The sequence below is a fragment of the Psychrobacter sp. FME13 genome, from assembly GCF_014861395.1.
In the GTDB taxonomy this organism is placed as follows: domain Bacteria; phylum Pseudomonadota; class Gammaproteobacteria; order Pseudomonadales; family Moraxellaceae; genus Psychrobacter.
Genome location: NZ_RRYV01000085.1, coordinates 1 through 12,911, shown reverse-complemented (window position 1 = coordinate 12,911; position 12,911 = coordinate 1). Strand labels below are relative to the sequence as shown.

Genomic DNA, 12,911 nt, shown 5'->3' with positions numbered 1-12,911 from the left:
GCATTGCCACGCGATATGATAAGCTCAAAGATAGCTATGCAGCGGCGGTAATGCTTGCTTGTGTCTTTATCTGGTTGCCCCTGATTTGAATTCTATACACACCCTATAAAGCTTAGCCTTTTTGCTGAGTTTCCCATTCAGCAGGTGTCAATGCTTGAATATTAAGCGCATGAATATCACCACTGGCAATTTTATCGTTTACTAACGCATAAATCGCTTGTTGACGTTGGACGGCACGTTTGCCTTCAAAACTGGCATCAACCACACGCACATCAAACTTATTGCCTTGATTGGCTGCTTGAATAAAAGCGTCTGGAAAGTGAGTCTGTAAAAATGCAATCAAATCGTCAGCGTTCATGCTCATAAAATATCCTGTCTTATATAAATGGGTATTATTTGAATGGCAACATTATAACAAGAGTTTGAACATCTTACAGCACTGTCTGTGTATAAGCGCACATGACATATACATATCATCAATTTTACATAGACTGGATATAATATCAGGCGCTTTCAGTCTACTGTCGCGCATCGACTATAAGCACTGATTATAAGTAGCACTGCCCAAACAGTCATCGTAATGGTTGCTTGGACGATAAAAGAGGCTAAATGATATACCAAAATTTTAACGTCTTTCCATTTGAGTAACTCGCCTTATGGTACGTTTTTCGGTGGTGTTCTAAAAAGTATGCTGGCGATAGAAGTCAATAAGAAATCTATGCTAAGTTCTCTGATTCTATAGGGCTTTCAAGGCTTCAAAAATTGTTCAAGTTTTAATCAGCATACTTTTTGACACACCACCCGTTTTTCTATCACGGTATCTGACTGACTCGCCAAGCTAAACTTAACATCAGATTGACTCAAGCTCTCTGGAATCTCAAGCTGTATGACGACTCTCGTCTTCATATTGCATCGTTCTGGTGTGCACCAATCTTGATTAACACCTTTTTCGATAATGTCATCCCATTTAATATCATAATCGTATTTTTTATTGACCTGCTCTAACTTTGGCACTATAACCTTGCTTAAATAAACAGGACGATCATTCTCTTTGAGCGCATTATATTGACTCATCTCTGAATCAGTTAACGGTATATTAGCAATAGGTTTTGAGCCAGGATTTTTTTTAATGATAATATCAATTCCTGGAACAGGATCATTGCCACCGATGGCAAATGCTAATGAAGGTGCTGCTAACGTTAAGCTTAGTAGTGCAATTTTGAGTGGTCGCATAAATATAGTCATGATAATCGTCCTTTGGGCTCAGTGGGTGTTTCACCGCTTTAAACGTTGTCTTAGAACTTTTCGTTTTTACTATATATTCGATAATGTCTGTTTTCTATCATAAGGGAATAGCGCATTGAATTGACAGGTTTTTATTATAGTATTAATAAATTCAACCGTTTTAAAACCACTAAATGTATTAATGTGCTAATTGATGACACGCCCTACACAATAAAAATCCCCAACGAGCGCTATGCCAGTTGAGGATTTATTCTTTGATACTTAAGCAATATTACTTATAAACAGTGGTACTTGTAAATAGTGATACTAACCTTTTGTAGAGTTATAGTCAGAGAATGAGCTATTTCAGCTCTTTATCCAGATAAGTCAGCACTTGTGAGCGCACATCATTCAACCAACGCAGTGGTGGTGCCATCGCACCGATACTGGTCGCATGACTGGCACCTTCTATCTCACTGACCTCTACCCTTGCGCCATAATCTTTTAGCGCTTTTGTCATATTAATCGTATTTACGTCGTAGACAATCTTATCATTTTCAGCAGTCAATAATAGATAAGGCGGCTGCTCGCCTTTTAACTGTCTGTCGGGCATGACTTGATCAGGAGTCGCATCGGCAGGAAAAGCCGTGGCGCTATCAAACTGCCTAAAGTCATAGCTATAAGGACCCGCGATACCAACTACCGCTTTAATATCACTTGGCTTGATACCATAAGGTGCTAAAAAATCCTCGTTAGACACAGCTGCTACTACGTTAAATGCGCCCGATGATTGTCCCATGACAGCCATACGCTTAGAATCTGCATGTAATGTCTTAGCGTTGTCATGGCTCCATGCAATTGCTTTTGCCGTGTCTTCTACATAGTCAGGATATGGATGTTCGGGTGCCTTCCGATAGTTAATCACTGCGGTCACGTAGCCTGCTCGCGCTAGGCTCTTACCAACAAAAGCATATTGCTCTTTGGTACCGTTTTCCCACGAACCACCGTAGACAAAAACAACCATAGGATATGTATCTTCAATCACGTTTTGTGCTTTCATTGCTTGGGCTAGAGGTTTGGGATAATAAATATCCAAGTCTTGTAAAGGCTCATCGCCATAGAGAATATCTTTACTAACGCCCACGCCGCCACTTGAGGTAATGCCATTGACGACAGTTAGCGGTGATACTGCTTGTGCACTCTGTGTGGCTAATGCGATGCCACCTATGGCCAGTACTGCTGTCAGACCTAGGCTTGTGAATGTTGAAGCTTGTTTGTTTTGCTTATGAACATTATTTTCTATGTCATTGCTTCTTATATCATTGCTTGTGATGCTTTGTCGTGAACCTTTAGCCAAATCCTTCATTGCCAGTATCCCTATTATATTTATAAACAATTATGAGCATGACGATAACCTACTTTACAAGTACTGCTTGTGATCTTACTGGCTACTCGTTTGCTGATTGCCTATATTTTACTGACTAACTCAGGATTTATCGTGTTTTTCCTGTTAGTGCTGTTTAGTGTTCTTGTCATTGACATCAATCACTTAACAGCCATTACTTCTTTATCTGGATCTATCTGGTTTATAAGTTAAGTATCGTCAGTCCTAAATAAACGAGATACAAATATGACTTTGCGATACTGGCATACATTTTCCTCGCTTGCTGTGCCTGTGCAGACAGAGGCTAAGCAAATAGAGGTACAGCAAACAAAAACTAAGAAAAATGCACCCAGTATTGGTTTTGCAGTGGCTCAACTATGATGACTGCTTATCGGCTTTCGCTTTACTACTGATTTTTATACAGATCAATGTAAGGGCTTGATGATGGCTGCTCACCTGTTGTGCCTTCTTCTGTGACTATAACGGGTGTTGCCTCGGTGCTGGTTGAATAACTGGCAGCGGACTCATTAGAGCTCACTGAGTTAGAACTAGTTGAATTAGAGCTGACTGGACTTGGGTTAGCAGCAGCAACTCCTTTTACGGCTGGTGCTGAAGCTGTATCTGCCAAAGTGCTATCAGACATAATATCGTCTTCGCTTATCTGTACGCCACTATCATCGACGACTGTTGTCAATAATACCAACTCTGTCACACCAACCGTCGTGTTGGCAATATCAATGAGATTACTCTGTTGAGTCGGTGTCATGCGTCCCATGATATAAACCACGCCGTTATCGCTCACCGCTTTAATCTGTGAAGTACTAACACCGTTACTAGCGACCACTTTCGCCAGCAGTTTTGAGGTGATATAACCGTCCTGCACGGTGGAGCTGTAACCTTTTGAGGCACTCACGTTTAACTCGTTATAAACGCGACGCACATCAGGCATAGAACTGACGACTTTTTCTATCTCTGTTTTGATGGCTTCAGTAGGCACTTCACCTGTCAGCAACACTTCACTATTAAAGCTATCAATGCTCATGCGGCTGGTTTGTTGCAGGTCTTCTTGTAATCCATAAACGTTTATTTTGGCGGTATGCTCGATACTCCGATCCAGCAGGCGTTGCGGAATAGTACGCTCTGTCATCGGTACACCATAGGTACCCTCTGTACTATTGGTCAAATAGTTAGTAGTACAGCCAGTGGTGATGATACTAGCCATTAGCATCGTGCCAATGGTAATACGGCGTGATGAACCAAAAATAGCAGTGCGCAAATGCATCCGTGTCATGAGTTACCTCTTAAAACATAATTGTGACGATGATAGAAGGTTAGCTAATGGTATTGTTTTAGCTGTTGTAAATCTAGCTGTTATAAGCTTAGCTACTTTACTTAATTTTTGCTGAAGGAAGTTAGGTTTTTGGTAACGCAAGCTTGATACCAAGCATTATGTGATCCCAAAAAATAAAAAATCTATAAACGATTACCACGCACTGGCAATAAACGCCCCTTGTAGCCAGTCCGGTTGATTGTCTGTCATGTCGCTTTTTATACCGCTTTTCTGTGTGTTTTTATCAACCGTATTATAGGCGATGACATCGAACCGACATTCATAGTCACTAAACTCAGGATGCTGTTGCAAGAAGTAGCGAGCAGCTTTAATCACTTTACGTTGTTTGCTCGCCGTCACACTCAGCGCGGCATCACCAAATCCTGACTGTTTACGTTGCCGTACTTCGATGAATACCAGCGTTGACCATGCCCGCCCTGTTTCCATCATGACTAAATCTAGCTCACCTACTTTTGGCTGTTGCCAATTCTGTGCAATCAGTCTTAATCCTTGCGCCTGTAAAAACTCACACGCATGCTGTTCAAACTGGACGCCTTGACGTTGTTTTGGTGAAATAAGAGTCAGAGGTTTATGCTGCACCATGATGTCGATTTCTCTGGTTAACATTGCAGAATTATCATAGCACATCATGCTAAACTAACCACTTTCGCACGCCTAGCGATATCATCGATAGATATTTAAACGCTCACTATTTAACTGAAAAATAAATAGACGATGACTATATGGGAACTGTGCCTTATTCTTTTTAATGACCCGAGGTTTTCATGTCTACCCCTACCGCGATGCCAGCTTGTCTATACATCGTTGCCACGCCAATTGGTAATCTCAGCGACATGACGCCGCATGCAATTGATGTCTTAAAGCAGGTCGCAATCATCGCCTGCGAAGATACCCGCACCTCAGGCAAGCTATTGTCACATTTCGGTATTGATACCAAAGGCAGTACTGCAGACGATACGGATACCACCGAAAAGCAAAAAGGTCACAATAAACTGTGGGCCTATCATGAGCACAATAGCGCCATTCAAACACCGAAAATCATTGAGATGATTGAACAAGGTCACTCGGTTGCTTTGATCAGCGATGCTGGCACGCCACTAGTCAGTGACCCAGGTTATCAGTTGGTACAAGCAGCACATGCTGCTGGTGTTACCGTATCACCTATCGTTGGCGTATCCGCTGCTATTGCGGCTCTGTCAGTCGCAGGACTGCCCTCAGACCGCTTTAGTTTTATTGGTTTTTTACCTGCAAAAACACATGGTCGCCAAAAACATCTGGCTGCTTTAAACTCACGTACCGAAACGCTAATATTTTATGAAGCACCGCATCGTATTCTTGCCAGCTTAGAAGATATGGCAGCGATATTTGGGGCAGATCGCGAGGTCGCGTTTTGCCGTGAATTGACCAAAACATTTGAGACAGTACGCAAGAGTACACTTGGCGATTTGGTTGAGTTTGTCAAAGCAGATGACAATCAACAGCGCGGTGAGATAGTCGTAGTCGTCGCTGGTGTAGACGTCACACAAGATGCCGATGACATCAGTGTTCACGATAAATTATTACAGCGTCTGTTGGAGGATTTATCCGTCAAAAAGGCAGCCACATTAGCCGCTGATATTACCGGTGTAAAAAAGAATGCGCTGTATCAACGACTACTTGAACTGCAATCGGAATAAATATCTAGAGACATCCTTATTTAAAAAATATGCGTTTATAAATCAATTTAGGAGAAGTAAGCAATGTACGATGTAATGGCGATAGGTAATGCGTTAGTTGATCACGAATATGTGCTGTCTGACGCAGCACTAGAAGAGACGGATCTGACTAAAGGTCATATGACACTGGCTGGTATCGAAGAGCAACAACAACTACTTGCATACTTCAAACTTGCTAATATTGACCCATCAAAGCAAGCTGGTGGCGGCTCAGCAGCTAATGCGATGTATACTTTCGCTAGCCTAGGTGGCAAGCCTTTTTATGCTTGCCGTGTTGGTGATGACCACCAAGGCAGTTTTTACCTAAAGGACTTGCTAGAAGCTGGCGTAACAACTTCAGAAAAATCTATTCATGCTGGCGGCGTGACTGGCTCCTGTGTGGTCGCGGTCACTGAAGATGGCGAACGTACCATGCAGACCTATCTCGGCACCTCAAGCGACATCACTGCTGATAATGTTGAGTTTGAGGCACTGACACAAGCAGATTGGCTATATATAGAAGGCTATTTAGCCATGTCTGAGAGCATCCAACCAGCAATGACCCGGTTACGTCAACAAGCCGGTATTCATAATACAAAGATTGCAGTAAGCTTTGCTGATCCTGCAGTAGTCCAGTTTGCCAAAGACGGCTTGCTCAATATGCTGGGTAACAAAGTTGCGGTGATATTTTGTAATAGTGAGGAAGCTAAGTTGTTTACGGAAAAGAAACAAATTAAAGCGGCAACACGTGCCCTGCTTGACTATTGTCACACAGCGGTTGTGACTGATGGCCCTAATGGGGCAACTATCGCTCATAAGCCCGATGACAAATCAGAGATTGAAATCTATGAAGTCGCCACGCCTGCTGTCGCCAATGTCATCGATACCAATGGCGCAGGTGATAACTACTCAGGTGCATTTTTATATGCCTTATCACAGCATTATAGCTTGCCAGAATGCGGACGACTTGCTGGAGCAGTGGCAGCACAAGTGATACAACAGTTTGGACCGCGCCTCGTCTCACAAGATTATAAAGATATTGCGCAGCGTGTACTATCTGCTTAGTGATTAAACCAATAACTGATGAGATGGCCTAGCATTTATTTTACGAAAAAGCCCATATCGAATTCGATATGGGCTTTTTATTTACTCTATTTAAATGACTATCAATTGAGTTGAGGACACGCCCTAAGCTAAAGCCAAAGCTTGCTCTAAATCTGCTTTGATATCTTCGATATGTTCGATACCAATCGACAGTCGTACCATATCAGTACTCACGCCAGCATTGGCAAGTTCTTGCTCATTCAACTGGCGATGGGTCGTGGTCGCTGGGTGACAAGCCAACGATTTGGCATCACCAATATTAACCAAACGCGTAATCAACTGCAGTGCATCGATAAAGCGAGCGCCAGCTTCTAGCCCGCCTTTAACACCAAAGGTTAAGATAGCAGAAGGAGTACCCTTCATATACTTCTTAGCAAGCGCATGCTCAGGATGATCAGGCAATCCTGCATATTTCACCCAAGCCACTTTCTCATGATCTCGTAGGTATTCAGCAACTGCTTTCGCGTTCTGCACATGGCGCTCCATACGTAAACTCAATGTCTCCATACCCTGCAAAATACCAAACGCATTTAGCGGGCTAAGCGCTGCGCCAGTATTGCGTAGCGGTGCCACACGAGCACGAGCGATAAACGCTGCTGCACCCACATCCTTAACAAAGTTTACGCCATGATAGCTTTGATCTGGCGTGTTCAATAATGGGAAGCGCTCAGGATGGTCGCCCCAAGGAAATTTGCCACTATCGACAATCGCGCCACCAATCGAAGTACCTGTACCACTCATATACTTGGTCAATGAATGAATGACAATATCCGCACCAAACTCAAACGGACGACATAGCGCAGGCGTCGCAACCGTACTATCAATCACGACTGGCACACCATATTCGTGCGCAATGTCACTTAACGCCTGAATATCGACAATATTACCCAGTGGATTACCAATACTCTCAGCAAAGACCATTTTAGTCTTATCATCGATTAAATCACGGATCGCTTCAGGATCTTTATGGTCGAAGAAGCGTACTTCGATACCTTGACGCGGCAACGCATGAGCAAATAAATTATAAGTACCACCATATAGGGTCGATACCGCCACGATATTATCACCCGCTTCACAGATGGTTTGAATCGCATAAGTAATGGCGGCCATACCAGATGCCACAGCAAGCGCACCGATGCCGCCTTCCAGTGCTGCGACGCGCTCTTCTAATACAGCATTGGTCGGGTTCATGATACGAGTATAGATATTGCCCGCGACTTTTAGATCAAATAAATCCGCACCATGCTGAGTATTATCAAAAGCGTACGAGCTAGTATGATAGATAGGTACTGCAACTGCTTTGGTCGTAGGCTCAACACTATAACCGGCATGAATTGCCAAGGTTTCAAGACGTGGGGTATCGGTTGGTTGTCCGTCACTCATACTATTCTCCTACATATTCGTTTATGATTAAGTAAATACTTTATAATTAAAAAGTCTATGTCAAAATATCCATTGCTAAATACTTATCGCTCAATGCTCATTGCTAAATGAGAGGCATAAAAAAAGCTGAGTTAATCATAACTCAACTTCTTTCTAAAAAAAACAACCAATCACTTATCGTATAGGCATTTATCGTACATGCATGTATTGTTCAGAAACTTATTGTACAGTCACTTATGACACAACCATAAAAGCTCATTAACAATAAAGCTCGTCAGTGTCCTCGTACACTAATCTGGCTTGCTTTTATTTATAATAAGCGTTTTCAGTACGAGTATGGTCAGTATCATCAACCACTTGCGTTAATTCTGGAATTTGCTGTTTCAGCTGCACTTCAACACCCTGACGCAATGTCATGTCAACGGCTGAGCACCCTTGGCAACCACCGCCGAATTTTAATACTGCAGTCAAGCCAATGCCTTCTTCCTCAATCAGCTCAAGCAGTTGTACATCACCACCATGCGCGGCCAAGCCAGGGTTAATCTCTGACTGTAATACATAGTTGATGCGCTCTTCCACACTAGCATCAGCGCCTACTTTTGGCACTTTAGAATTTGGGGCACGGAAAGTCAGCTGACCACCGAAACGGTCTTTATTATAATCAATAACCGCATCTTCTAGATAAGGTACTGACGCCGCTTCGATAAATGCAGAAAAGCTTTCATAGGTAAAACATAAATCAGCGCTGTCTTCTTCGCCTGGCTGGTTATAAGCCATGCAGCACTCTGCACGCGGTGTACCAGGATGCTCAACGAAAATACGCACACCGATACCATCTGTATCCTGTTTAGACAACAAATCTGCCAAGTAGCCTTGGGCTGATTCGGTAATGGTAATATTACTTTTTGCTTCAGCCTGATCGGTATCTAACGCTGATTCATAGTCTGCTGATGGTGCTACTTGCTCATTCTCACTCATAATACGTCCTATCCGTTATGACACAAGCGCTATATCTGTCTTGGCTGCTGTGTCGTGAATGTTAAATTTAGGTAGCTTATATAATAGGTAACTTGTATAAATTATATGGAGTATCAATCATCACAGCTAGCTTTCTATAATGCCGCACGCCGTTGTCAAAAATAGTGATACGTTTATATTAAGTATTATACCGTACTCAGGCGACAATTCCGACCGTGCTACTATGAATTAAACCATAGTAGCGACAAATGACTGCTATCGGTTTTTTCAATGGCAGGCGTGAATCCATTTTTTCAAAGCTACCTCTACTACGTACAAATAAAAAGCTTGAATATAGCAAACATAATGACTGATACATTCTCTTTTATATAAAGACAGCTGATGTAATTATCAAGTTATAACAAACCTATATGGCTCATCTTTATGATTCATCTTTGGCTCACTGCATCTAAGGCGAGTTTTGCCAACATGTTTATATTCACGGCGATTCTTTATCCCCAATTTTTTCATTTTAAGTACCACAATATGATTAATGACATACGATGATCAAAAAACGATCTTGAATTAATATTTAATTTTATATATTATAATAAGATATATTAAATGATTTCTATTATGAGAAATTACTAGGGTGTGTCTTCATGTTAAAAATGGCGATAAAAACAAGATAAATTGCCGTCAAACAAGGGTAACAGCTCGGATAATATCGAGATATTCATAAGCTATTTGATGCCGTTTGACAAGATTTGCCATTTTCGATTCATTAGATAACTATCGATTGAATTGAGGACACGCCCTAGCCCAAAACACTTGATAAGGAGCATTCCATGAGTAAATCCTTTAACGATATTACTAAACATGTTTCTAGCAATATGATGAAACTACACAAAAGCATTCCTGAAACAACTAAGGCATTTTCTCAACTGAGTGCTGCAGCAACGGCTGACGGCGTATTAGATAAAAAAACTAAGGAGCTTATTGCACTAGCCTTGGCAGTTGGCGCACGCTGCGATGCTTGTATTGGGTTTCATACCAAAGCATTAGTGCGACTTGGAGCAACTGAGGAAGAAGTGGCTGAAACACTTGGTGTATGTGTGGCCATGGGCGGCGGCCCTTCTATGATGTATGCTGCTGAAGCGGTCGCATCGTTTGAGGAATTTAGTAACAAAGACTAAGTCTGCCTCCAGCTCAACCAACCGTTATTTAAATGAGCTTCATAAGCGTTGAAGATAAAACCTAACTGTCAATCGTTATGATTGACAGTTTTTTTGTACCTATAATTTTTGATAACTATAGCTGAGTTCAAATAATGTTGATACAAGGAAACTGAATGCAAGCTATACATTGGTATAGTTAGCGAGGATGACGATGTAGCGGATTTATATGGATTTGACTATGTGGTATAACTGAGGAATAACTTCATGCGTATACTGATTGTAATATCTTGAGTTTAAGAGAGCTCGTTTATGATGACACAAACGCTAAACCTAGTGACCACCAAAGATGGCGAACAAATCGCTGTTTGGAAAATTGTCGATAGCAAAATAGCTAACACAGTCACTGATACGCTAACCACAAATACCTCTGTAATAAAGCCACAAAACATATTTCTAACGCACGGGACATTTTCAGACAAACAAACCTGTCTCAAAATTGCTGAGTATCTAGCTGGCCTTGGACATCATTGTTACATCATGGAATGGCGCGGTCATGGTAGCAGCTCAACGCCCAAAGAAAAATTCAATTTCGAAACCGTTGCCACCTATGATTACGAAGCCACTTTTCGTTACTTTTTTGATGAATTAAAATTCGATAATTTGCATTGCATCACACACAGCGGTGGCGGTATTGGTTTGATTATGTTTCTGATTCAGAACCAATACTATATCGATAAAATAAACAGCATCAGCATGTTTGCCTGCCAAGCCTATGGCGCAGCATCAAAACCGATTAGCCATGCAAAAATTATTGCCGCCAAAACACTCACGCGACTGCTTGGCCGTATCCCTGCCAAAAAATTAAAGATGGGCACCTGTGACGAAAGCGACTATACGATGCGCCAGTGGTACGACTGGAACCTACAACAAAACTTTAACAGCAGTTTTATTAAAAAAAGTACGTTTAACCAGCCTAGCAGTGGTACAAATGGTGGTGATGAGCCTTTGGACTATCGACAACAGATGCCAAATATCACAATACCTGTCTACGCCATCAGCGCTAAAGGAGATAAATTTATTTCCCCTGCCTATGGCTGTCGGCAGCTTTTTGATGACTTTAAGAATTCTGATAACGTCTTTCGAGAGTACTCGCGCAGTAATGGCGATTTAGATGACTATACGCACAGCCGCATCATGGTTAGCCGTAATGCGGCTACAGAGATTTGGCCGACAGTGACGGCGTGGATCAAAAAACATTCCAATTAACATTTTAGCTATGTTTATGGTGTTTCGTTATACAATCATTGGTGGTTATACCGCACCAAACATCTTTACACTTGTCAGCAAGTCATAGGCTGTGTCAGTATTGAGGTCACTAAGTTGTTTTTACCCATAAAATATAAAAAGCAGGAAGTTGGCGGACATGAGTGAATCATCAGAGCAGAGTTTGACTAAAAACAATAAGCACTATCGTTATTTGGTTTTTATTGGTCGTTTCCAGCCGTTCCATCGTGGACACAAAGCGGTCATCGACGAAGCATTAAAACGCTCGGATGAAGTGATTATGCTCATTGGCTCAGCCAACCTGCCTCGTAGCTTGCGCAATCCATTTAGCGTTGCTGAACGTGCAACGATGATCAAAGACGCTTACTCAGCAGAGGAAGCAGCACGTATTCATTGCGTTGGTCTAGATGATGCGCTCTACAACGACACACGCTGGCTACAGTATGTGCAAGCGGGCGTAAAATCTGTCACTGGTGATTTGCAGAGCGATATCGGCCTGATTGGTCATTCAAAAGACAGCTCATCATACTACTTGTCATTGTTTCCTAACTGGGATTCGGTATCAGTGCCCAATTATCACAACCTATCGGCGACGCCTATCCGAGATAGTTATTTGATGGGCGCTACGCCGACACCTGAGCGCACGCCTGAATCTACTCGTAATGTATTGAATGACTTCAAACAGACGGCTAAATACCAACAGCTACATGAAGAAGCAGATTTCATCGACAAGTACAAAAGGCAGTGGGAATCAGCTCCCTATCCACCGACTTTTATGACGGCTGATGCGTTGATTGTACAGTCGGGTCATATCTTGTTGGTAGAGCGCCGTAGCATGCCAGGGCGTGGATTATGGGCGCTGCCGGGTGGGTTTTTAAACCCAAAAGAGACATTGTTTGACGCTTGTATCCGTGAACTGCGTGAAGAAACTCGTCTCAAAGTTCCTGAACCAGTATTACGTGGCTCTTGTCACAGTCAGCATACTTTTGACGACCCATATCGCTCGGCACGTGGCCGCACGATTACCCAAGCGTTTTACTTTCAACTTAAAAACGATCCAAAAGGTCTGCCAAAAGTAAAAGGTGGTGATGACGCTGCCAAAGCATTTTGGCTACCGCTGGCAGAGCTAGACGCTACCATGATGTTCGAAGACCATTATGCGATTATCACCAAAATGGTCGGGTTGTAGCGTTACATATCACTGACCAATTAGTACATTATTTGATATATCTTACCCAAGGATAGTCTATACCCCACTCTCAACTTCGAAAGTGATTGAAAAAAGAAGAGCACCTCACTAATCTATTGTTTTCGACCAAGAATACAATGGAGTTGTGAGATGCCCATAGACG

General features: G+C 42.3%; 13 protein-coding genes and 1 pseudogene. 7 read left to right on the top strand and 7 right to left on the bottom strand.

Going from position 1 to position 12,911, the window contains the following annotated elements; genetic code table 11:
• Positions 1–89: pseudogene (locus EI164_RS10475) on the top strand (IS5/IS1182 family transposase); the annotation flags it as partial.
• 23 nt (positions 90–112) lie between these two features.
• Here EI164_RS10475 and EI164_RS10470 read toward each other — a convergent pair.
• The 3 genes from EI164_RS10470 to EI164_RS10460 form a co-directional block, all read right to left on the bottom strand.
• Positions 113–364 carry a BolA family protein gene (locus EI164_RS10470; RefSeq protein WP_318779540.1) on the bottom strand — a complete coding sequence of 84 codons (252 nt, stop codon included), beginning with the start codon at positions 362–364 and terminating at the stop codon, positions 113–115.
• 413 nt (positions 365–777) lie between these two features.
• Entirely contained in the window at positions 778–1,245 is a 468-nt protein-coding gene (locus tag EI164_RS10465; RefSeq protein ID WP_192519907.1) for a hypothetical protein, read from the bottom strand.
• Positions 1,246–1,585: 340 nt separating this feature from the next.
• Positions 1,586–2,590, bottom strand: a complete 1,005-nt coding sequence (locus EI164_RS10460; protein ID WP_192519906.1) for an alpha/beta hydrolase — start codon at positions 2,588–2,590, stop codon at positions 1,586–1,588.
• Positions 2,591–2,854: 264 nt separating this feature from the next.
• Here EI164_RS10460 and EI164_RS17320 point away from each other — a divergent pair, with 264 nt between their 5' ends.
• Positions 2,855–2,989, top strand: coding sequence for a hypothetical protein (locus EI164_RS17320; RefSeq protein ID WP_263972664.1), 135 nt, complete (start codon positions 2,855–2,857; stop codon positions 2,987–2,989).
• Between the two features lie 25 nt (positions 2,990–3,014).
• Here EI164_RS17320 and EI164_RS10455 read toward each other — a convergent pair whose 3' ends face one another.
• Complete coding sequence (locus EI164_RS10455; RefSeq protein WP_192519905.1) at positions 3,015–3,899, bottom strand: BON domain-containing protein; 885 nt, start codon at positions 3,897–3,899, stop codon at positions 3,015–3,017.
• 192 nt (positions 3,900–4,091) lie between these two features.
• Positions 4,092–4,589, bottom strand: a complete 498-nt coding sequence (locus tag EI164_RS10450; protein ID WP_192519904.1) for a YraN family protein — start codon at positions 4,587–4,589, stop codon at positions 4,092–4,094.
• A gap of 134 nt (positions 4,590–4,723) precedes the next feature.
• Here EI164_RS10450 and rsmI point away from each other — a divergent pair, with 134 nt between their 5' ends.
• Both rsmI and EI164_RS10440 read left to right on the top strand, forming a co-directional pair.
• The gene (rsmI, locus tag EI164_RS10445) at positions 4,724–5,635 is read left to right on the top strand and encodes a 16S rRNA (cytidine(1402)-2'-O)-methyltransferase (RefSeq protein ID WP_192519903.1); all 912 of its coding nucleotides are present in this window, start codon (positions 4,724–4,726) and stop codon (positions 5,633–5,635) included.
• Between the two features lie 63 nt (positions 5,636–5,698).
• Positions 5,699–6,718: an adenosine kinase gene (locus EI164_RS10440; RefSeq protein WP_192519902.1), complete on the top strand. Its 1,020-nt coding sequence runs from the start codon at positions 5,699–5,701 to the stop codon at positions 6,716–6,718.
• 123 nt (positions 6,719–6,841) lie between these two features.
• On the opposite strand, the gene EI164_RS10435 is transcribed toward EI164_RS10440, so the two are convergent.
• Positions 6,842–8,140: an O-acetylhomoserine aminocarboxypropyltransferase/cysteine synthase family protein gene (locus EI164_RS10435; RefSeq protein WP_192519901.1), complete on the bottom strand. Its 1,299-nt coding sequence runs from the start codon at positions 8,138–8,140 to the stop codon at positions 6,842–6,844.
• A gap of 306 nt (positions 8,141–8,446) precedes the next feature.
• Positions 8,447–9,118: a Fe-S biogenesis protein NfuA gene (gene nfuA, locus EI164_RS10430; protein ID WP_192519900.1), complete on the bottom strand. Its 672-nt coding sequence runs from the start codon at positions 9,116–9,118 to the stop codon at positions 8,447–8,449.
• Between the two features lie 827 nt (positions 9,119–9,945).
• On the opposite strand from nfuA, the gene EI164_RS10425 reads away from it, so the two are divergent.
• The 3 genes from EI164_RS10425 to EI164_RS10415 all read left to right on the top strand — a co-directional run bounded on the left by EI164_RS10425 (position 9,946) and on the right by EI164_RS10415 (position 12,748).
• The gene (locus tag EI164_RS10425; protein WP_192519899.1) at positions 9,946–10,293 is read left to right on the top strand and encodes a carboxymuconolactone decarboxylase family protein; all 348 of its coding nucleotides are present in this window, start codon (positions 9,946–9,948) and stop codon (positions 10,291–10,293) included.
• A gap of 291 nt (positions 10,294–10,584) precedes the next feature.
• Positions 10,585–11,541 (top strand): alpha/beta fold hydrolase, encoded by a 957-nt coding sequence (locus EI164_RS10420; RefSeq protein WP_192519898.1) that lies wholly within the window; start codon positions 10,585–10,587, stop codon positions 11,539–11,541.
• Positions 11,542–11,698: 157 nt separating this feature from the next.
• On the top strand, positions 11,699–12,748 hold the full coding sequence (locus EI164_RS10415; protein WP_192519897.1) for a bifunctional nicotinamide-nucleotide adenylyltransferase/Nudix hydroxylase: 1,050 nt from the start codon (positions 11,699–11,701) through the stop codon (positions 12,746–12,748).
• Positions 12,749–12,911: the final 163 nt, after the last annotated feature.